At 43.6% G+C, this 20,432-nt stretch carries 22 protein-coding genes and 1 pseudogene; 6 read left to right on the forward strand and 17 right to left on the reverse strand.

Features of this window, described 5'->3' with window-relative positions:
- Window positions 1–145 precede the first annotated feature (145 nt).
- Entirely contained in the window at window positions 146–424 is a 279-nt protein-coding gene (locus tag NFS34_RS05515) for a hypothetical protein (RefSeq protein ID WP_251358949.1), read from the forward strand.
- Window positions 425–442: 18 nt separating this feature from the next.
- Here NFS34_RS05515 and ubiB read toward each other — a convergent pair.
- From ubiB to NFS34_RS05545, 5 genes and pseudogenes are all read right to left on the reverse strand, one after another.
- Window positions 443–2,088, reverse strand: a pseudogene (gene ubiB, locus NFS34_RS11635) (ubiquinone biosynthesis regulatory protein kinase UbiB).
- 9 nt (window positions 2,089–2,097) lie between these two features.
- Complete coding sequence (locus tag NFS34_RS05530; protein ID WP_251358952.1) at window positions 2,098–2,739, reverse strand: SCP2 domain-containing protein; 642 nt, start codon at window positions 2,737–2,739, stop codon at window positions 2,098–2,100.
- The gene (gene ubiE, locus NFS34_RS05535; protein ID WP_251358953.1) at window positions 2,739–3,545 is read right to left on the reverse strand and encodes a bifunctional demethylmenaquinone methyltransferase/2-methoxy-6-polyprenyl-1,4-benzoquinol methylase UbiE; all 807 of its coding nucleotides are present in this window, start codon (window positions 3,543–3,545) and stop codon (window positions 2,739–2,741) included. Before ubiE ends, NFS34_RS05530 begins: the two co-directional genes overlap by 1 nt.
- A 2-nt stretch (window positions 3,546–3,547) precedes the next feature.
- On the reverse strand, window positions 3,548–3,940 hold the full coding sequence (locus tag NFS34_RS05540; RefSeq protein WP_251358954.1) for a gamma-butyrobetaine hydroxylase-like domain-containing protein: 393 nt from the start codon (window positions 3,938–3,940) through the stop codon (window positions 3,548–3,550).
- A gap of 71 nt (window positions 3,941–4,011) precedes the next feature.
- A complete protein-coding gene (locus NFS34_RS05545) occupies window positions 4,012–5,211 on the reverse strand; it encodes an acyltransferase family protein (protein ID WP_251358955.1) in 1,200 nt (399 codons plus the stop codon).
- Window positions 5,212–5,444: 233 nt separating this feature from the next.
- Here NFS34_RS05545 and NFS34_RS05550 point away from each other — a divergent pair, with 233 nt between their 5' ends.
- Entirely contained in the window at window positions 5,445–6,242 is a 798-nt protein-coding gene (locus tag NFS34_RS05550; RefSeq protein ID WP_251358956.1) for a LytTR family DNA-binding domain-containing protein, read from the forward strand.
- A gap of 182 nt (window positions 6,243–6,424) precedes the next feature.
- Here the strand turns inward: NFS34_RS05550 and NFS34_RS05555 are convergent, their stop codons facing one another.
- The 3 genes from NFS34_RS05555 to NFS34_RS05565 all read right to left on the reverse strand — a co-directional run bounded on the left by NFS34_RS05555 (window position 6,425) and on the right by NFS34_RS05565 (window position 8,831).
- Entirely contained in the window at window positions 6,425–7,051 is a 627-nt protein-coding gene (locus NFS34_RS05555; protein WP_251358957.1) for a glutathione S-transferase family protein, read from the reverse strand.
- 23 nt (window positions 7,052–7,074) lie between these two features.
- Window positions 7,075–8,109 (reverse strand): NADP-dependent oxidoreductase, encoded by a 1,035-nt coding sequence (locus tag NFS34_RS05560; protein ID WP_251358958.1) that lies wholly within the window; start codon window positions 8,107–8,109, stop codon window positions 7,075–7,077.
- Between the two features lie 128 nt (window positions 8,110–8,237).
- Entirely contained in the window at window positions 8,238–8,831 is a 594-nt protein-coding gene (locus NFS34_RS05565; protein WP_251358959.1) for a TetR/AcrR family transcriptional regulator, read from the reverse strand.
- A gap of 232 nt (window positions 8,832–9,063) precedes the next feature.
- Here NFS34_RS05565 and NFS34_RS05570 point away from each other — a divergent pair, with 232 nt between their 5' ends.
- Complete coding sequence (locus NFS34_RS05570) at window positions 9,064–9,420, forward strand: YbaN family protein (protein ID WP_251358960.1); 357 nt, start codon at window positions 9,064–9,066, stop codon at window positions 9,418–9,420.
- 56 nt (window positions 9,421–9,476) lie between these two features.
- On the opposite strand, the gene hslU is transcribed toward NFS34_RS05570, so the two are convergent.
- From hslU to priA, 5 genes are all read right to left on the reverse strand, one after another.
- Entirely contained in the window at window positions 9,477–10,817 is a 1,341-nt protein-coding gene (gene hslU / locus NFS34_RS05575) for an ATP-dependent protease ATPase subunit HslU (protein WP_251358961.1), read from the reverse strand.
- A gap of 263 nt (window positions 10,818–11,080) precedes the next feature.
- On the reverse strand, window positions 11,081–11,620 hold the full coding sequence (gene hslV, locus NFS34_RS05580) for an ATP-dependent protease subunit HslV (RefSeq protein WP_251358962.1): 540 nt from the start codon (window positions 11,618–11,620) through the stop codon (window positions 11,081–11,083).
- Between the two features lie 71 nt (window positions 11,621–11,691).
- Window positions 11,692–12,498: a ceramidase domain-containing protein gene (locus NFS34_RS05585; RefSeq protein WP_251358963.1), complete on the reverse strand. Its 807-nt coding sequence runs from the start codon at window positions 12,496–12,498 to the stop codon at window positions 11,692–11,694.
- Window positions 12,492–13,070, reverse strand: coding sequence for an SPOR domain-containing protein (locus NFS34_RS05590; RefSeq protein ID WP_251358964.1), 579 nt, complete (start codon window positions 13,068–13,070; stop codon window positions 12,492–12,494). Before NFS34_RS05590 ends, NFS34_RS05585 begins: the two co-directional genes overlap by 7 nt.
- Before the next feature lie 153 nt (window positions 13,071–13,223).
- Window positions 13,224–15,413, reverse strand: coding sequence for a primosomal protein N' (priA, locus tag NFS34_RS05595; protein ID WP_251358965.1), 2,190 nt, complete (start codon window positions 15,411–15,413; stop codon window positions 13,224–13,226).
- A gap of 224 nt (window positions 15,414–15,637) precedes the next feature.
- Here priA and NFS34_RS05600 point away from each other — a divergent pair, with 224 nt between their 5' ends.
- Together NFS34_RS05600 and rpmE are read left to right on the forward strand one after the other, a co-directional pair.
- Window positions 15,638–15,958 (forward strand): hypothetical protein, encoded by a 321-nt coding sequence (locus NFS34_RS05600; protein ID WP_251358966.1) that lies wholly within the window; start codon window positions 15,638–15,640, stop codon window positions 15,956–15,958.
- Window positions 15,959–16,221: 263 nt separating this feature from the next.
- The gene (gene rpmE / locus NFS34_RS05605; protein ID WP_251358967.1) at window positions 16,222–16,434 is read left to right on the forward strand and encodes a 50S ribosomal protein L31; all 213 of its coding nucleotides are present in this window, start codon (window positions 16,222–16,224) and stop codon (window positions 16,432–16,434) included.
- Between the two features lie 65 nt (window positions 16,435–16,499).
- On the opposite strand, the gene NFS34_RS11640 is transcribed toward rpmE, so the two are convergent.
- On the reverse strand, window positions 16,500–16,703 hold the full coding sequence (locus NFS34_RS11640) for a hypothetical protein (protein WP_376707933.1): 204 nt from the start codon (window positions 16,701–16,703) through the stop codon (window positions 16,500–16,502).
- Window positions 16,704–16,843: 140 nt separating this feature from the next.
- On the opposite strand from NFS34_RS11640, the gene NFS34_RS05610 reads away from it, so the two are divergent.
- A complete protein-coding gene (locus tag NFS34_RS05610) occupies window positions 16,844–17,053 on the forward strand; it encodes a helix-turn-helix transcriptional regulator (protein WP_251358968.1) in 210 nt (69 codons plus the stop codon).
- Between the two features lies 1 nt (window position 17,054).
- Here NFS34_RS05610 and NFS34_RS05615 read toward each other — a convergent pair whose 3' ends face one another.
- The 3 genes from NFS34_RS05615 to NFS34_RS05625 all read right to left on the reverse strand — a co-directional run bounded on the left by NFS34_RS05615 (window position 17,055) and on the right by NFS34_RS05625 (window position 20,304).
- Complete coding sequence (locus NFS34_RS05615; RefSeq protein WP_251358969.1) at window positions 17,055–17,546, reverse strand: helix-turn-helix domain-containing protein; 492 nt, start codon at window positions 17,544–17,546, stop codon at window positions 17,055–17,057.
- Window positions 17,547–17,684: 138 nt separating this feature from the next.
- The gene (locus tag NFS34_RS05620) at window positions 17,685–18,782 is read right to left on the reverse strand and encodes an anhydro-N-acetylmuramic acid kinase (protein ID WP_251358970.1); all 1,098 of its coding nucleotides are present in this window, start codon (window positions 18,780–18,782) and stop codon (window positions 17,685–17,687) included.
- 7 nt (window positions 18,783–18,789) lie between these two features.
- On the reverse strand, window positions 18,790–20,304 hold the full coding sequence (locus NFS34_RS05625) for a peptidoglycan DD-metalloendopeptidase family protein (protein WP_251358971.1): 1,515 nt from the start codon (window positions 20,302–20,304) through the stop codon (window positions 18,790–18,792).
- Window positions 20,305–20,432: the final 128 nt, after the last annotated feature.

Here is a 20,432-nt window from a genome sequence, read left to right on the forward strand (position 1 = left end):
GTTTTCACATCAGTTATTTTTACCAAATAATTTCTTATTATACAGAGATCCGAATAAGATAAACCAGTCAGGATCGAATTTAGCGACAAAATCAAGAACTCGGCCAAAACTGAGCAAAAGCCATTAAAATAAAGAAAGGAAACCTATGTATTGGTTAAGAGGCTTGACAGCAGTATTGTTGATATTTTTTGGTATCATCAGTTTAGTATGGAATCTGCCTTATATTAATAAACCGATTGCCGCCATTGCCTTATGTGTGGGGTTGCTGTGGGCGCACTTTTTACCAGCGGGGATGAATATCGACAAGCCTATTCGCCAATACGCCAAGCAGCAAGCCAGTCAGCCGATCCCCTTACTGCGCTCGCCTGTACTGTGGTTATCTTTGGCGATCTTGATCTTGCTTATATGGATGTTTAAGTTTTGATGGATTAGATTAACGTTATCAGCTTTTGCTCGGCCACAGGCTTTTTATCAAAAAATAAGCGCCGCCCAGCCCGACTATCACTGCCGGCCACCAGTTATTCGGCATTGCGCTGTAAAGCAAGCCAGCGGTAATGGCGAGACTGGCGCCAATAATGGCGTGCTTTTGTGCGTATTGTTGGCGCAGCTTGTGGGCTTCTAGCTCCACCATTTGACTTTTTATCTCGTCAAAAGACTCTGTTAATTGGTTTACCTGATCAAGAGCCTTAATGACTTTGCCTGGTACTTTGGGTAAATCGTCCAAAATTTGTGGGGCTTCATGTTTCATCTGTTTAAAAAAGTTGATAGGTGAATACTGCTCTTTAACCCATTGTTTTAAATAAGGTTGCGCCGTCTGCCACAGATCCAGTTGTGGGTAGAGTTGACGCCCTAATCCTTCTATATACAGCAAGGTTTTTTGCAGCAACACCAATTGCGGTTGTACTTGCATATTAAAGCGGCGAGCGGTTTGAAACAACTGAATTAAAAAATGACCGAAAGAAATCTCGGCAATTTTTTTACCAAAAATTGGTTCGCAAGCTGCGCGAATGGCCGATTCAAATTCTGGAATGGAAACACTTTTATCAATCCAACCAGATTCCACATGCAGCTCGGCAATGCGTCGGTAGTTGCGATCAAAAAAGGCCAAAAAGTTATCCGCTAAATACCGTTTATCCGAAGCTTCGAGCGTGCCCATAATACCGCAATCGATAGCGATATACTTAGGAGCTTTAGGATCGGATGCATCCACAAAAATATTACCAGGGTGCATATCGGCATGGAAAAAACTGTCACGAAATACTTGGGTGAAAAAATTTCCACACCACGATCAGCCAAAACCTTCATATCCACTTTCGCGGTTTGTAGTGCTTGAATATCGCCAATCGGAATACCGCTGATGCGCTCCATGACCATTACTTGAGCGCGGCAATAATCCCAATGAATCTCAGGTACGTACAGCAGCTCTGAGTCGACAAAGTTGTTTCTTAAGTTGGAACAATTGGCCGCTTCGATCCGCAAATCCATTTCTTTTTTTATAGTGGTATCGTAATCGGCAACCACTTCTTTAATGCGAAAACGGCGTGCCTCGCTGGAATATTGCTCGGCCCAATGAGCCAGTGAATGCATCATATCCAGATCTTTTTGTACTTTCTGACGGATCCCTGGTCGTAATACTTTGACCACCACTGCTTCGCCATTGTGTAACACTGCGCTATGCACTTGCGCTACTGAGGCGGAGGCCAAAGGTTTTTCATCAAAGTTGCTAAATATAGAGTCTACCGAGTCCTCAAGTTGGGTTTCGATGCTGTTCTTGGCGACTGCTCCAGCAAAAGGCGCTACTTGATCTTGTAGTTTGGATAATTCTTCGGCAATGTCTGGCGGCATCAAATCTCGGCGAGTGGAGAGCATTTGGCCTAACTTGATATAAATAGGTCCTAACTCGGTGAGCGCTAATGCTAGTCGCTTACCGCGCGGTTGATCTTTAGCTTTTTTGGTAGTGAAGGAAAAAAGTCGGGCTAATGGGCGCAATTTCGCCATAGGCGTCGGCGCCAAAAACTCATCCAAACCGTACTTGATTAAAGTACGATTAATGGTCATGGCGTGGTGCAATTGCTTGATGCTTTTCATAACGCAGTTCTATGGACTTTCAGAGAATTGAGATTCTTGTTTTAAGCGCTCTTGTCGTAAAACCAGTCGCTCAACTCTTTGTGCTAATCGCTCCAAATCAGAAGTTAGATCCGCTACCTCATCATAAAAGTTTTCCAGTTCTATCGAAGCTGGAGTGGCTCTAGCTTCAAATCTTAGGTACTCGCTAAGATTGAGCTTAGCAGTATCCAAGGTGTTCATTGCCCAACCGTGAAATTTTTTGCCCGTGGTAAAAAGTTGATGAGCAACTATATCGCCTGTGTATTGAGAGAGGTGTTCTTCCAAATCTATATCCAGCTGTTCAAAAAAACTTTGAAATTTTTGTGCGGTTTGGATCTCGCCAGCAAATAAAACTTCACCTTTAAATAACGGATCTTGTTGTTGGGATAATGCTAAGTTAAAAAAAGCCAGGCTGTTGCCGGTGAGCTCGGCATCTGGTTTTTGCTCAACAGTGTCTTTGACTAAAATATAGTCGTCATCAATCACAAAAAAAATTGATTGCTTGAGATCGGTTAAGTCAATTTTGATAATTTTACTGTCTAGTGCTTGCAAGCGTGATTTCGCATCAGGGTCGAGTGTGACGACCTGATTGATAAGGGTTTCGATAGTAGGAGCAAGCAGGGCGATCAGCATTAATACTTCTTACCAAGGTGCAAGGCGACCACGCCACCGGTTAAATTAGTATAATCTACTTCATCAAAACCAGAGTCTTGCATCATGCTTTTGAGCGTATCTTGATCGGGATGCATCCGGATCGACTCAGCCAAATATTGATAGCTTTGGGCGTCATTAGCAACCAGTTTGCCCATAAAAGGCAGCAAAGAAAATGAATAAGCATCATAGACCTTGGATAAGGCAGGAAGAACTGGCTTTGAAAACTCTAACACCAGCAATTTACCGCCAGGTTTTAAGATCCGGTACATGGATGTTAGGGCTTTTGCTTTTTCCGTTACGTTACGCAAACCAAAGGCAATGGTGATGCGATCAAAATAATTATCCGGAAAGGGTAAACTTTCGGCATTGGCTTGGACATATTCCACATTGCCAACGATGCCGCTATCGACTAGCTTGCTGCGCCCAACTTTTAACATCGAGTCGTTAATGTCTGCCAACACAACTTGGCCTTTTTCGCCTACCAGCTTGGAAAACTTTGCGGTGAGATCGCCAGTACCGCCAGCAATATCCAAAATTTTCTGACCTGGTCGAACTGCCGCCCGCTCGATGGTGTAACGTTTCCACAAGCGATGAACACCAAAAGACATGAGATCATTCATCACATCGTATTTACCAGCGACCGAGTGAAAAACCTCTGCTACCTTTGCCTGCTTATCGGCTTTTGCTACCGTTTCGTAGCCAAAATGAGTGGTATTATCATGGGTGTTTGAGCCGCTATTTTCGCTAGTCGCTTGATCGGCGGATGATTTCTTTTGTTCTGTCATGATTAATTCTTTTGCTTGGGGTCAAAATGGCCAACGCTCGGATCGGCTGAGCGCTGTAGTCCTGCCGCTGCTAATTGTTTTAGATAATACTGCCAATTGGCAGCATAATCACGGCCTAATTCATACAAGGTTTGCCAATTATACAAGCCGCTGTCATGACCGTCATCAAAAGTCAGTTTAATGGCGTACTGGCCAACGGCTTCGAGGTTGGTGATTTGCACTTCTTTTTTGCCGCCAACGATTAGCATTTGTTGATTGCCATGTCCGCGAATTTCAGCCGAAGGCGAGAATACCCGCAAGTATTCGTAGGGCAATAAAAGAGTCTGACCCTCGAAAGCCACTTCCAATTGGCGTGAGGCTTGCTTGAGTTTGATTTTAGTTGGCGGGGCTCGCATAGCTGTATGATTTCAAACTAATTGAGCAAATCATACGCGCTATCATGATTATTGGCTAGTCAGGGTGTCTGTTAATTTTGACTGTTTATGCTTGACTTTTTCAAACCAAACCAAGGTCGTAAGATATTGATTCGCTTCACGATCTCAAATCCAAGTGCCGATAATAGGAAAGTGCCAATAATGATCAGGCTGGGTTCAATAATCCGCCCCAACCCTAACTGTGTCAATGGATAGCCAATAACAATGGTAATGGTTTGGTGTAAAATATAATACGGAAACACGGCTTCATTTAGATATCGAAGATAGCGACTATTCTTATTAAGATAGTGGTGAGCAAAGCCACACAGCATTAAAATCCATGCCCAAGTATTAATATAACGAATATAGAGAATAATCCTATCAATGATCGACTCGACCCACTCTGGAATCCAAGTCACGTCGTCTGGAAGGGTGTTCATCAGCATCAGCAGGGTATAGCAACTTAGAGCAACGCTTAAAAAGTAGCGGCGGTGTTGATCAGTCAGTTGCCAAATTGAATTGTTTTTTGCAAGCCAGTATCCATAAATAAAAAAGGTAAAAAAGAATAAATTGTTATACCAATCGTTATAAAAAGCATAGGTAGAGGGGAATGGCTCACGCAATACTAGACCTAGTAGCAAAAAGGGTAAGCAAGGAATGAGTAGAAGTTTTAATCTATCAGCTGGGAATATTATGGAGTATGCACGTTCTGAAAATGACGATAAGGGTAGTTTTTTCATTCCGTAAAAGAATATGGAAAAGAATAATAGATAAACAACGAACCACATATGATTCCATGTCATGTGTCCCCATAAGGGAGTTTCGTAACCTCGGAAAAGCTCACTATTTTTGTCTAAATACTGCCAGTAAAACTCTAGGTAATTAGTGGTTTTTGCGCTTAAAGCACCATCGTATAGCATTTCGAAATATAATTGAGGTGGCACAATGACTAAAATTCCGAAGATGATAGGCAGTAATAAGCGTTGAACTCGTAATTTGAGTAACTGACGGTCATGGTATCTGGTTGATGCAAAAAAAATCGCACACCCTGAGACAAAGAACAGCAAGGGAATTCTCCATTGATTGAGCATCAACATTAAATATTCAAGGTTGCTACTAATATAAGTGCTTTTTATGTGCCAACCCCAGCTAACATACATCATCCCAACGTGATAAAAAATCAGTAAAATAAAAGCAATAACTCTTAGCCAGTCTAAATCATAGCGTCTTATGATCTGGGGTGTGCGGTTCATAATGCTTGTGTAGTTCGGTTTTTTTAGAAAATCCAATACAGCAAAAAGATCATCTTTATTCTAGTGTTAAGTGCTGGATTACTCCTAAATTGGGATATTCGGTGAAATACAGTGATGAGCTCTTGAGCAAAAATACAAATATCCTGTAATAATAATTAAAAAGTTGAATATTACTTAATATGTTTGAACACTTTAAGCGGTACCAGAGATTTTATGAGATAGCATTTTGGGTTGTGCTGCTGCTAGTTGTCAGCTCCGTCAATGCAACCTCTATCATTATTGATCGGTATAGGAATGATAATTCCCAGCCGTATTGGCAGCCTTTTGTTTGGGAATACTCGGCTAGTTTAGTTTTGTTAATTCTGATAATACCGCTGCTATGGTTTGATCAAAAATTTTCTCTAAATGGCCCTAAGTTGTTGAGAAATATTGGGCTGCACTTCCTCTTTACCATTCCTTACGCTTTGGCCTTTACCCTTGGGATAATAGTGATTCGGAGTTGGGTATACAGAGTTTATGCAGCAGATTATGAATTTGGTCCTTTTTTAATAGGCTTTATCTATGAATACAGAAAAGTCCTACTGGCTTATCTGGCTTTCATGTTTATTTTGTATACCTATCGATTTATTTTGTCTAGGTTAGATGGGGAGGCAACGTTTGTTGGCAAGGGAGAGTTAGAAGCAGATAATATTCGGCAGGGATCTGTAACTAAGCGATTATTGATAAAAAAATTTGGAAAAGAATTTATTGTTGAGCTGGATGATGTTGAGTGGATAGAGTCTGCTGGTAATTATCTTAATCTGCATGTGGGTGATAGAGTTTATCCACTACGGCAGACCATGACTCGTATGCAACAAACATTGGCTAAAAATGATTTTGTCAGAATCCACAGATCAACAATTGTTAGAATTGATCAAATTAGAGAAATTAGGAGTCTAGATTCAGGGGATCAAGAAGTGACTCTAAAAGGAAATAAAACGCTGAGAATGTCTAGGCGTTACAAAGATGAGCTTAAATCAGTTTTAGAGTAAGCGCGCAGTGTCAACAGGGTTTGCCCTATTGAAAAATGAAGCTATGGTACCTCGTGTTCTGCAAGAGTTGGCTAGCGCTATAATCCCATCATTGATGGAGGTGATGTAAAAAAAGGTGGGCTAAAAGCCCACCAAAAATCCCTATAGGTAGGGAAGGTTTATGACAAAATCGATATTCACGGCTAATCAGTATTAGCGTGTTCGGCCTCAATTAAATTGGCTTTTTGATAAGCAGGGATCAGCAATAAGCGTTTGTAGTAGGACTCCAAATTTGGAAAATCCGCTAAACTACCGTTTTTATGTAACCACTCCAATATAAAGGAGATCATAATGTCAGCGCCGCTTAAGGTTTCTCCGACTAAAAAGGTTTTATCGTGCATGGACTGATCCAAGTAGCTCATGATCTTGCGTGCTTCGCTATCGGCATAACCTTTCAAGAAGGTGGTTTCGGCTTTGTCCAAGTCGATAAAGGTTTGCAATAATAGTGGCAAGACCCCAGAGCTTTCAGCAAAATGTAGCCATTGCATATACTCGATATGGTCGTGGCTATGTTTTTCCGGTGCCAAGCGGCCTTGACCGTATTTTTCGATCAAATAATCGGTAATCGCAGCAGATTCAGCAATCACCACACCCTTATCCTCTACCACGGGTGACTTACCCAGCGGGTGGACCGATTTTAACTCTGGCGGAGCTAAAAAAGTCACCGCATCGCGCTGATAAGGTATCAGTTTATATTCAAGTCCTAGCTCTTCTAATAACCAAATAATGCGCTTAGAGCGAGATTGATTTAAATGATGTAACGTAATCATTGGATTCTCCTTAAGCCATTGCTTTAGGCTGCTAACGGTTGATTGGTTTGAATCACGACCTTGCCGAAATTCGAGCCTTGTAACATGCCGATCAAGGCTTCTGGAGCAGATTCCAAGCCATCAATTAGCTGCTCGCGATACTTGATTTTGCCTTGCTGATACCATTTGAGCATTTGCTCGGCAAATTCAGGATAACGATCACCATAGTCGTCCAAAATCAAGAAACCCTGAGTGGTGATACGCTTGGTTTGCAGGTGGGCGAAAATAGCTGGTGTTTGATCTGGACCTGCGGGTAATTCAGTATCATTGAAGTGAGAAATGATGCCACACAGGGGTACACGCGCCTTAACATTGAGCATTGGCCAGACTGCGGAAAATACCTTGCCGCCAATGTTTTCGAAATAGACATCAATACCATCGGGGCAAGCTTGCTTAAGTTGCTCGGCAAAGTCGTCCGCTTTATGATCGATACATTCGTCAAAGCCTAATTCTTGTTTGGCAAAGTCGCATTTTTCCTTACCACCTGCGATCCCGACTACGCGTGCGCCCTTGATTTTGGCCACTTGGCCGACAATCGAGCCCACGCCACCGGTGGCCGCGCCGACCACAACCGTCTCGCCCGCTTGTGGTTTGCCGATATCGAGTAAGCCCATGTAGGCAGTAAAACTCGGCATGCCCAATACACCAAGATGCTGCGAAGGATTTTCAGGCTGAGCACCTAGTTTAATAAGGCCTTCGCCATTGGAAATGCTGTAATCTTGCCAACCGCCAAAAGCTACGACCCATTCGCCCTCTTTATAATCCGGGTGTTTTGATTCGACCACTTGCGCTACGGTGCCGCCGACCATGGTGCCACCAATAGGCGTGGATTCGCCATAAAGCACTTTTTCGTTCATGGTGCCGCGCATATAGGGATCTAAGGATAAATAGACATTGCGCAGTAACATTTCGCCACTTTTTGGCGTCGCCAATTTTGCTTTTTCCAAGGAAAAATCTGCTGGGGTTGGCATGCCATGTGGGCGCTGTGCTAAAACAATTTTTCTGTTAAGAGTAGTCATAGGGTTTCTCCTGCGTTAGACCGATCGTCTAGTGATAGGTCTTAAAAAACGCTTAATTAGAAAGCGCGTTAATATTTCATGAGAGTGCATTAATCTCTAACGGTTAAGGCAATCTCGCATTTAACGTATTAATTTGGGCCTTGACTGAGCTTCAGTTCGGTTTCTCGTAACGCTAAGTCAAAGATACCGTGATCTTGCCGAACCTTGGCCACTAAACTTGCACCAATCCAAAGGCTATATAAAAGCTCTGCAGCTTGCGCACTGTTTTGCGACTTAATGCTGCCGTCTGCGATGCCTGCCTCTATGGCCGTTACAATTCGCTTGATCGACTGTTGAGAGCCTTCTTCCAGTGCTGCCCGCATCGGCTCAGATTGCTCCGAAACTTCACCAGCTAGCGCTACTACTAACGAGCGCTTGAGTTCAAAAGCTTCGGACTGATTTGGGATCCAAAACTTCCAATAGTTCATCAGCCGTTCGTAGCCTGATTGATCCGTTGCTTCTAGTAGAGGCTTGGCCCGCAGATGATCGTTGTGGAAATAGCCTCGGATTAATTCAACCCCAAACTGTTCCTTCGACTTAAAGTAATGGTAGAAAGAACCTTTGGGAACCTGTGCCGCTTTTAATAGTTCAGTTAAACCCACGCTTGAAAAGCCTTTATTGGCAATCAACTGGTAACCAACTTCTAAAATGTGCTGGCGGGTGTCTTTAGTCTTCATATTCATGGTGGTTATACTATCATTAAATAGACTGGTCGTCTAGTAAAGTGAGTGGAATGCCGATAATACTGCTAAGCGATTGATTTTCTTGATCAATTAATAATATCGACGCGACAGAAAGCGCTGAAACTAGGTATTTCATATGAGATTTACTTCACAATTTTTATATTTATTTTCTTATATGCATCTATCTGGTTAAGATAAATGGCCATTATTCTTATCTTCTAATTTATTTGTTATGGGCAAGCTTTTTTATACTATTCTTGGCTGGTTAGCGCTTGCACTGGGGGCTTTAGGTTTATTTTTACCCTTATTACCAACCACACCTTTTGTTATTTCTGCTGCTTTTCTATTGGGCAAAAGCTCCCCGAGAACCCGTCAATGGCTAATAAGCAATAAGACCTTCGGTCCTATTATTACTGACTGGGAACTTAAGGGTGCAATCGCACCGAGAATAAAGATGATTGCTTGCTCAATGATGGTATTAGTTATAGTTATTAGTATTGTGCTTAAGGTTAACGGTTTGCTGATATTATTACAAGTTTTGTGCATAGTGGCCGCCGCGAGCTATATTTTGACTCGGCCTAGCCAATAAATTTTCCAATAAAGAAGCACCCGTAGGTGCTTCTTTAGATCCTAGATAATTTAGTTTTAGAGAATAAAGCGGCTAAGATCTTCATCTTCTGCCAGTTCTGAAAGCTGTTGGTTTACATAGTCGGCATCGATTACCAGCTTTTCATCGCTATCGGTAGCGGCAAAAGAAACTTCGTCCAACAAGCGCTCCATAACCGTATGCAAACGGCGTGCGCCAATATTTTCAGTACGCTCGTTCACTTGATAAGAAAACTCTGCGATCCGCTCAATCCCAGAATCAGCAAACTCGATTTGCTTGCCTTCGGTAGCCAAAAGCGCTTCGTATTGCTTTGTTAAGGCAGCATCTGGCTCGGTTAAAATACGCTTAAAATCTTCAACGGTTAAGGCGCGAAGTTCAACCCGAATCGGCAGGCGGCCTTGCAGTTCAGGGATCAAATCTGATGGCTTAGCCAAATGGAAAGCGCCGGAAGCGATAAATAAAATATGATCGGTTTTGATCATGCCATATTTGGTGCTCACGGTTGAACCTTCGACTAAAGGCAATAAGTCCCGCTGTACCCCCTCGCGCGATACGCCGCCTTCGGTATTTTCACCGCGTTTGGCGACCTTGTCGATTTCGTCTAAGAACACAATACCGTGTTGTTCAACCGCCTCAACCGCCTTAACTTTCAGCTCCTCTTGGTCAATCAACTTCGCCGCTTCTTCTTCGGCCAATAGTTTCATGGCGTCTTTAACTTTTAGCTTGCGCTTTTTAGTCTTAGCTGGCGTCATGTTTTGGAACATTGATTGTAGCTGATTGGTCATATCTTCCATGCCCGGTGGTGCCATAATATCGATCCCCACCGCCATTTGTGCCACGTCAATTTCGATTTCACGATCGTCCAAATCGCCCTGGCGTAGCTTCTTGCGGAAAACCTGCCGCGCCGAAGAATCTTCTGATGGCTTATTTTCCTCATCCCAAGGTGAATCGCTAGTACTGGAACGAGCTGGTGGTAAAAGCGCGTCTAACACTTTTTCTTCAGCAGCATCCATGGCGCGATTTTCTTGTTTAGCCATTTCTTGCTCGCGCATCATTTTATAAGAAGCATCGACCAGATCGCGGATAATGGACTCAACATCACGCCCAACGTAGCCTACTTCGGTAAATTTTGTGGCTTCGATTTTAATAAAAGGGGCATTGGCCAATTTCGCCAAACGCCGCGCAATTTCGGTCTTGCCTACACCCGTTGGGCCAATCATTAAAATGTTCTTCGGGGTAATTTCATTGCGCAGCTCTTCTGCTACCTGCATTCGGCGCCAGCGGTTTCTTAAAGCAATTGCCACCGAGCGCTTAGCCCCTTGCTGCCCAATAATGTGTTTATCTAGTTCGTGTACGATTTCACGCGGAGTCATCGACATAATAGTTATCTCTTTATAAATGTTTGTCATTGTGAGGAAGTATGACGAAGTTATTGCCTTTGGTCACAATCTTCGTAAGCCCAGCCGTTAGGCTAAAGCCGCCCGCAATGACGCTGTTTTAGATTCCTGCTTCTGCAGAAATTACAATATTAAATTGTTTCTTCTATTGAGAGGGTTTTGAGTTTATTTCGAGGAAAAGGTTGGCGTAGTGTATAGACTATACGTGAGCCATACCTTTGACAAAGAAATCAGCTCAAAAGACCTCAATAGGACAGTTCTTCGATAGTCTGATTGTGATTGGTGTAAATACAAATATCACCAGCAATGGTTAAGCCCGTTTCCACAATCTCGCGGGCGCTTAGATCAGTCTTTTGCAACAAAGCGCTTGCAGCCGACTGAGCGAAAGCACCGCCAGAGCCGATAGCAATCAAATCATTTTCTGGTTGGATCACGTCGCCATTACCAGTAATAATTAAAGAGTGCTCTTTATCCGCAACCGCCAATAGCGCTTCTAATTTGCGTAAGGCTCGATCGGTTCGCCAATCTTTCGCTAACTCCACCGCCGCACGCATCAGTTTGCCGCCATGGGATTCTAATTTAGCTTCAAAGCGCTCGAATAAAGTAAAAGCATCGGCTGTTCCGCCGGCGAAACCTGCGATCACTTGGTTGTTGTATAAACGACGCACTTTGCGCGCGTTACCTTTCATGATGGTATTGCCAAGCGATACCTGGCCATCGCCACCGATCACCACTTTGCCATTACGGCGCACCGATAAAATGGTGGTTCCACGATATTGTTCCACAAAGGACTCCTATCTTTATATAAATAAGCTTATTTTAGTATGGGAAAAAGATGGGGGTGAAGTAAGGGAATTCAAGCGGTTTTTCGTCGTTGCCGATAAAACTTTAGTAGCAGCGCTACGCCAGTGGCGGCGGCGATATGTTTTAGCGGGTGGCCGCTCATTATTGCTAGGAGCTGGTGGATTTGAGCATCGAAATACTCCAATACTTTAGCCAAAAGATAAAATGCTAATAGCCACCAGTAGCCACTGATGCTGTTAAAGCTCGATTTGCAGCCCAGCAAAATGATAGGAATGGCGATAACGGGAATAAATTGCACCAGAGCATAAAAGCGTAAGTCGCCAACCCCGTGACTTTCGGTAAAGTCCCAATAGAGCACCGAGCTTAAACCAACAATAAGCAAAGGATAGAGTAGTCGTTTGCCCCAAGTTTCGGATAAAAATTCGCTGACTAACATCGAACATAAGGCCATAAAGGCCATAAAGGCCATAAAGGCCATAAAGGCCAAGGTCATGGGCAGTCTATCCCACACCAAGGTTTGGTTGCTTGGCTTAAGGTGGTAATAACCTGAGCCAAAAGCGACCAGCGCTATACCGATAAAGAAGATGACATAGGCTTGGCGATTGCTGGCGAGAATTTGTAGTTGGCTGCGCTGCAGTTGGAGCAAACCAAACAATCCCACAAATAGAAACGGAAGGTTAGACAAAACGTTCCAAAAATTAGGGACTGCTAGCAGGGTGTTGTTGTCTGAGAAAAGGTGATAATTTGGGTCTTGCGCGATGGGTGCGACTAGCCAAAAGAAAATAATGATAACCGCGATTAGGCTAGCGCCAATCCAGGCGCTATGTTTAGGGGTGACTTTAGATTGGTTGTTTACCAAATTCGACAGTCTTGAAAGTTATTATCTTGTAGCTTGTGGCGATCGCTTTCGGCGGCACGCTTTGAAAGGTATGGGCCGAGCTGAACACGATACCAACCATTTTTTTCGCTAACCTTGGCTTGCAAACCGATAAAGGCGATTTGCGCTTTCATGCTTTCAGCCTTTTCCAGAACTTTAGATGCGCCACATTGCATAATGTATTTGCGGTTGGATGGTGGCTGAGTGGCGGTAGGATCTTTCTCTACAGCCAATTCTTTGTTAGTCAAAATTTGATGATAATCCAGTTGTTTATCATCGCCATTGGTTTTGCTGGATTTATTTTGAGTTTGATGATTTGTCACCACTTGCTCTGCGGGCGCTTGATCCGTTTTAAACCAAGCTTTAATCGTTTGCGGCTGGGTAATAAATAACCAAATAACCACGCCGATCAGGGTTAAGAATATTCCTGCAAAGAAAAACAGCATTGGTGACTTTTGTTTTTTCGGCGCAGCCTTACGCCGCGGCGCGCGCGTGTTTTTGCGCGCAGACTTGCGTCCGGAAGTTTTGCGATTGGCTATTTTATGAAACGGCATAAATGTTTTGTCTTATCTCTCGGTGTCGGCTACTAGTGGTTATAGCAAAGGTTTGTACTTTTGCGGTTTATTCTAGCGGTAATTGGCGTATTGACCAATACGCTGGTGTGAAAAGATTTGCAAATGCTTGTTATCAAGAGCAAGTTTTAGCTGCTAAAACACTTCTTGCGGATCAATATCGATAGACCAGCGAACACTTTTGGCCGTTTTAAGGTTTTCCACAGTTTCAAGACACGCGTTCAATACCTGTTGTAGTTCTTTTTTGCTGGCGGCTTGTAATAATAGTTGGCCACGCATTTTGCCCGCGCGCTTTATCATGGGCGCAGGGTAAGGGCCAAACACGGAAATTTGCGAATATTGATTCAGCAGATTTGCCACTTGTTGTAAAAACGCCATGGGCTTTTCTAGTTGGTTAGCGTTGGCGCGCAGCAGCGCTTGGGCACTGTAAGGAGGCAATTGGGCTGCTTGTCTTTCTTGAAGGATTTGCTCACTGAGTTGTTGGTAGTTTTGAGTAAATAAATTGACCAGCAGCGGATGATCCGGGTGATGGCTTTGGATCACCACTTCGCCCTTGTCTTGGCCGCGACCGGCACGTCCAGCAACCTGGGTTAGTAGCTGCGCGGTGCGCTCGGTAGCACGATAGTCGGCGCTAAATAAGCAGCCGTCCACATCGATCACCGCTACTAAAGTAAGCTTTGGGAAATGGTGACCTTTAGCCAACATCTGAGTGCCAACTACGATATCAATATCACCACGATTAAGCTGAGCAACGATTTCTTTCATGGCGTCTTTTTTACGGGTTGAATCCCGATCCACCCGCGCTATAACTTGGCTGGGAAACATCTGTTGCAAAGCTTCTTCCAGCCGCTCAGTGCCTAAACCAATGGGTAGTAGCTGTTCCGACTGACAACTGGGGCACTGTTTGGGAATAAACACTTGCCGATCACAATGGTGACAATGTAAACGCTTTTGTTGTTGATGTAAGGTCATATTGCGATCACAGCGGTTACACTCGGCTAACCAGCCGCAGTCATGACACAATAGGCTAGGCGCAAAGCCGCGGCGGTTTAAAAACACCAAACATTGATTGCCATTATCTAAATGTTGCTGCATCAACTGCTGCAAAGGCTCGGAGATCCCCTGGTTGAGATGGCGTTGACGCACATCGAAAATCTTATAATGGGGCGGCTTGGCATCGGCTGCCCGCTGGGTTAATTGCAATCGTTCAAACTTGCCTTGAGCGACATTGAGTTGCGACTCCATAGCGGGTGTGGCAGAGCCGAGAAGGATAGGAATATCCAGTTGGTTGGCGCGAAACAGTGCCAGATCGCGCGCCGAGTAACGAAACCCTTCTTGTTGTTTAAAAGACAGATCATGCTCTTCGTCGATTATGATCAGGCCTAGATTTTTGAAGGGAGTAAAGAGCGCTGAACGGGTTCCAATAACAATTGAAGTAAGTCCTTGCTTAGCTTTTAACCATTGATTTAAGCGCTGTTTATCGGTCATTCCCGAATGCAACATAGCGATAGGGCAATCAAAGCGTTGCTCAAACCGGCGCAAAGTTTGCGGCGTAAGACCAATTTCTGGTACCAGCATTAGTACCTGCCGATCGGCGGTTAATTGCTGCTCGATGGCTCGCAAATAGACTTCGGTTTTGCCGCTGGCGGTCACCCCATCAAGCAGAAAAGCTTTAAACTGATCTTTGGCCGCATAAATCCGCGCCAAGGCGCTGTGTTGCTCTTTGTTGAGTGTTAGCGATGAGGGGTTGATTTTAATTTTAGCGCCACTTTCTTCGGTTTTTGCTTTTCGCTCAAACCAGCCTTTTTCGGCTAACTTTTTAAGATCCGCCTGGCTAAAAGCGGTTGCTTGCAAGCTTTGGCTCTCAATAATGCCATCATGTGTCTTGGCTAACTGCAAGATTTGCTGCTGTTTATGAGCATTTTTCGCTGGCTTGGCTTGAATGCCTTGCTCGGTAATGTGCCAGTAATATTCAGGAGTTAGACTCGCGGGCTCGCCTTTATTGAGCAAAGTCGGCAGGCAGCTGGAAAACACCTCGCCAATTGGGTGCTGATAATAACTGGCAGACCAGCGGATCAATGTAAATAACGCTTGATCGATCAAAGCTTGGCTATCGATCACTTTAACAATGGATTTAAGCTTGCCGGACTCGATAGCAGTTTCTTCTGGAAAATCAAGAACATAACCAACAAGTTGTTGCCGCCCAAAGGGCACCAGCACCCGTCCGCCTATCACGGGTTTGGCGGCAGCGGGATAACAATAGTCAAAAGTACGACGCAAAGGAACCGGAATGGCGATCCTTACGATGAGCTTCTTGTTGGGCATTAAGTCAGCTTTGGAATCTTGAATGCCATTAGCATAGGCACAGTTTAAGCAAGTCGCAATATCTGCGGCTGGATAAGTGATGAAATATTTTGCAACTGGTCAGACTAGCGATTGTAAAAAAGTCTGATAGTCTTAGCCCAGCAACAATATTTGCTAATAGTACGAAAAATAAACACAAGATGTGCTGTTCGTTAGAAGTAGCCATCAATAATTGGGGGTGACACATGAAAATAGGTAGTATCGCGTTTTTAGTGGGTTTGGTTTTGGCTGTGGTTGGCGCTTTCGTTGACGTACAGTGGTTTCCAGCGCTATTGGTTGTAATCGGCCTAGTGGTTGGTTTCTTAAACGTATCAGGTGGGGAGTCTCGTCGTTTCTTGATCGCAGCTATTGCTTTCATGATGGCTTCGACAGCTTTATATCCAATCGATAACTTGTTGGGTATGGGCGGCGTTGTTGGCGAAATCATGCATAACATTGGTTATATGGTAGGTGCTGCGGCGCTATTAGTAGCGGTTTTATCCTTGTTTGACATGAGCAAAGACTAAATAAGAAACACTGATCGAAATACTAAGAAAAATATAATAAAAACAAATGGTTACAACTTTAAAGCGGCTTTAAGCCGCTTTTTTATGGTGAATCCTTTTATTGGCAAAATCGAAGGATTCATCTTAGGTCTTGATCTAAGTCCTCGGCAGGCGTATGATCGCCGCTCGAAATTTAATGTACTCGGATCGTGTTTGGCGTGGCGCTAAAAAGTTTAGCAAGGCCATAGCCCAGATGGCGACCCACTAAAAAGAGATCTACTACTATGAAAACTGATATCCACCCAAATTATAAAACTATCAAAGCGACCTGTAGTTGCGGTAACGTGATCGAAGTTGGTTCTACTGGATCTGACATGAACTTGGACGTATGTTCAGCTTGCCACCCATTTTTCACCGGCAAGCAAAAGATGTTGGATACTGGCGGCCGTGTTGACCGTTTCCGTAAGCGTTTTGGTAACCGTTCTTTAAACAAATAATTTAAGAAGACCAAATAAAAAAGGCGCGGCTCGTAAAGAGTTAGCGCCTTTTTTGTGTTTTCGATTTATACAACATCGACATCATGTTTAACCACAAGAATAATTAAATATATTATTCCAAAAAATGGAATAAAAGATAAAAAGAAGCCTAATAATCCGGCTATAACGGGATTTTCCGTTTTTTTCTTTCCCAACTGATAGCAAATAGCACCCATTATCAAAGCAAATACTGGGAGCACATAAAATAAAAAGGTAAGGTCTATAGTCATTTTTTGAGGTTGCTGTAGATATTGCTAGAAATTAAATCACAGAGTATATCGAATAACAATGTGTTTTTATCGTTAAAAAATGTATTTATATCGTTAATTGATATAATATCAAGCTAGATATTAAATAGCGGAAAGCCTTGATGAGTAAGATAGTCAGAATAAATCTTGATTTGTTATTGATTCAAAAAGGTATGACTTTAACCGAGCTATCAAAAAGGGTTGGTATTACTCATGCCAACCTTTCAAAACTGAAAAACGGTAAAGCTAAGGCTATCAGGTTTACTACATTGATTGCTATCTGCCAGGCTCTCGATTGTGAGCCTGGCGATTTGATATCCTTGATTGATTAACTTATAACTTTCTTCCGAGCCGTTTTTCTATTTGTTTCTTTTCCCATTCTGCGCCGAACAAGAAGGGTAGATCGAGTACTCCGATAGCATGACCTGCAACACCGATCCCCCAGCCAAAAGTTGGCCACCAAGCCCAAATAACATTAGGTGAAGTCATCATATTTAACACCCATAGTGCTGAAATGACTAAGCAAAATATGATTAGGTGGATATAAAGCCCTTTGATTTCTTTAACTTTCTCGATGGCTTTTGCTTCATCGTAAGTAAGTTGAGTGTCGGGTTGCATAATGGGATCCTCTTTGGTGTGTAAAAGATAATGCTCTGATAATTCAGCAACATTAATTTCAAACACAGATGCTAAAGATTTTAAAGTTTCCAAACTGGCATTTTCACCACGCTCTAACCGCTGAATGGTTCTTGCGCTAAGCCCGCTGATGTCAGCAAGCTGTTCTTGTGACCAGCCTTTTTGTAAACGTAATTTTTTTATTAACATAATCTTAATGCTGTTGTGTTTGTTGGATTTCATTATGAAAAAACATTATCGCATAAACCACGACGTCAAGGCGAAATTTACCAGACAGAGCAGAATAAGTGCAATAAAAACAAGAGATTAGAAGTCTTTTTGTCGTGTTCAGGTCGGGTAAATGGCGCCTAAAATAGTGGCTTGCGAAGCGCCTGTAACACTGGGTAGGTTGCCAGTCTGACGATTTAAGGTGCGTTGTGCCAGCCAAGCAAAGGCCATGGCTTCTACCCAGTCAGGATCGACACCAAGTTTAAAGCTAGAAGCTATCGAAAAATTAGGTAGCAGATGTTTGATGCGCTCAATTAGAAAATCGTTATGTGCGCCGCCACCGCAAACATAAATTTGCCCTGAATCCATGTGATTGTCGATAGCATCGGCCAGTGAATGAGCGGTTAACTCCAGTAAGCTTCTTTGCACATCTTCAGCGGTATATTGCGCAACCTGAAACTGCTCTAGCCATTTGAGGTTGAAGTATTCACGACCGGTGCTTTTAGGCGGAGCTTGCGAAAAGTAGGGATCAGCCAACATTGCTTGTAACAAGCTAGAAATCAATTGTCCTGATTGCGCCCAATAGCCGTTGAGATCGAAGTCTTTGCCGAAATGCTGCTTGATCCATTGATCGAGCAAGGTATTGGCCGGCCCTGTGTCGTAGCCAATAACGTCTTGCTCAGGCGTTAACACGGTAATGTTGGCAATACCGCCAAGGTTGACGATAACTCTGGCTTGTTCGGAGCTTGCAAAAATGGACTCATGGAAGGCGGGCACCAGAGGGGCTCCTTGGCCGCCCAAGGCCATATCACGTCGTCTGAAATCGGCAATGGTGGTAATGCCGGTATTCGCGGCGATTATATTGGGATCGCCAATTTGTAGGCTAAAGGCTTGTTGATGCTCAGGAATATGGCGAATGGTTTGACCGTGCGAACCAATGGCGACCACCTCTTGGCTGCGTATTTTGGCCTTGTCGAGTAGCGCATCAACGGCTTGTGAGAAGACTTGGCCAACTTCGACATCTAAAAAACCCATCATATTGATGGGGTCTTGTTGATAATCTTCGCTGGCTATTTGGTGGAGCTTGCGCTGCAGTTCTAGCGGCAGCGGATAGGACAAAGAGGAAACTAGTTGGATTTTATCTTGCTCAATATCACACAAGACGGCATCGATGCCATCGACGCTAGTTCCTGACATTAAACCGATATAATAGGGCATAAGCTCCCTACTGTTTTAGTTTGGTCGTTTCGGGGTTCAGGTTTAAACGCGCAAAATGTTCCGTACGTTGAGTTTCCAGCTGCGCCAATAAACCTTTGGTTTGTTCTTTAAATCGAGCTAACTCTTTTTTGCGAACTGGCGCTGCGTGCGGCAACTTGACCGTTCTTGGGTTGCGATGGACGCCATTTACCACAAACTCATAATGTAAGTGCGGTGCTTGCGACATACCGGTTGAGCCGACATAACCAATGATTTGCCCTTGCTTAACGCGTTGGCCTTTTTTGACTTTGCGCTTAGAGAAGTGCAAATACTTGGTCACGATATTGTTGCCGTGTTGTACGAAAACATGATGACCATTGTATTTGTCATACTGTGAACGAATGACTCTACCATCGCCAGAGGCGCGAACGGGAGTGCCAGTGGCCGCACGATAATCGACACCGCGATGCGGTTTGACACGCTTTTGAATCGGGTGGAAACGGCGCGGATTAAAATTTGAGCTGACGTAGTTGAACTTCAGCGGCGCGCGTAAGAAAGACTTTCTTAAGGCTTTGCCTTCTGGGGTATAGTAAGCAGTGCGACCTTTTTCATCGGTATATTGAACGGCGGCATATTGATCGCCTTGATTGCTAAACTCTGCCGATAGAATATCGCCATAGCCAACTTTTTCGCCGTCGATATATTTTTCTTGGTACAACACGGAAAACGAGTCGCCTTTACGGATCTCTAAGGCAAAATCGATGTCATATTCAAATACGCCTGCCAATTCCATAATCACACCATCGGGTAAACCGGCGTCTATTCCAGCGTTATAGAAGCTAGAGTTAATGGTCGCGGTAGCGAAGCGTTGTTGATAGCTAATTGTTTTTTTATCAATGTTGGAACTAAACTGCTTGTCGCCAGTTTTATTCACTACCAAAGTTTCGCTCTTGCTGTAAGGGTAGCGCAAGCTATGAAAGCCGCTATCCTTGGCGTCTTGGGAAGCTTTGGCAAATTCGATATGATGGCCAGGACGAATGGACTTTAATACTTTGATGTTATCGCCAGAGCGCATTAAATAATGCAGGTCGCTGGCGCTGTAACCTTGGCGATTGAAGATTTTTGCCAGCGTATCACCTTTTTTGACGGTGACGGTTTGCCACTGGATTTTAGGTTCTAGAATTTCAGCGCTAGCATCAATGGTTTTATGGATCGGCTTGATTAATTCTTCTGCCGTTTTGGCCAATTGTTGACTTGCTTGAGGCTGCATTTCAGCAGTATCGGGCGTTGGCTCAAGAGCTAAGTCGATTTTAAGCTCGGAAGTTTCAGAGTTATCGACCTGAGTTTCAGCCGCTCCCATCAGTGATAGATTTTGAGGTTGCTCAAGACTATGCTCGGTTCTGGTTTCATTGGCCAGATACTGATATGAAGAAAAAAGTCCAACAACGGCAACTGCCGCAATGAAGATAGGTTTTTTAGGACTTTTCTTTTTGCCAAACAGCGGCTTCTTGCTGTCGAAGCTTTTAAAATCTCGATTGATCATCAAATGTCACTTGTCACTATAGTTATATTGTTAACTCTTGCAGTCAGAGGGTGTTAAAAAAACTGACGTCAAGATAACCATTGACCAAAGATTGGTCAATTAAAAAAGTGCTTAAAACAGTCGTTTTA

The organism is Kangiella sp. TOML190 (assembly GCF_023706045.1).
GTDB lineage: Bacteria > Pseudomonadota > Gammaproteobacteria > Enterobacterales > Kangiellaceae > Kangiella.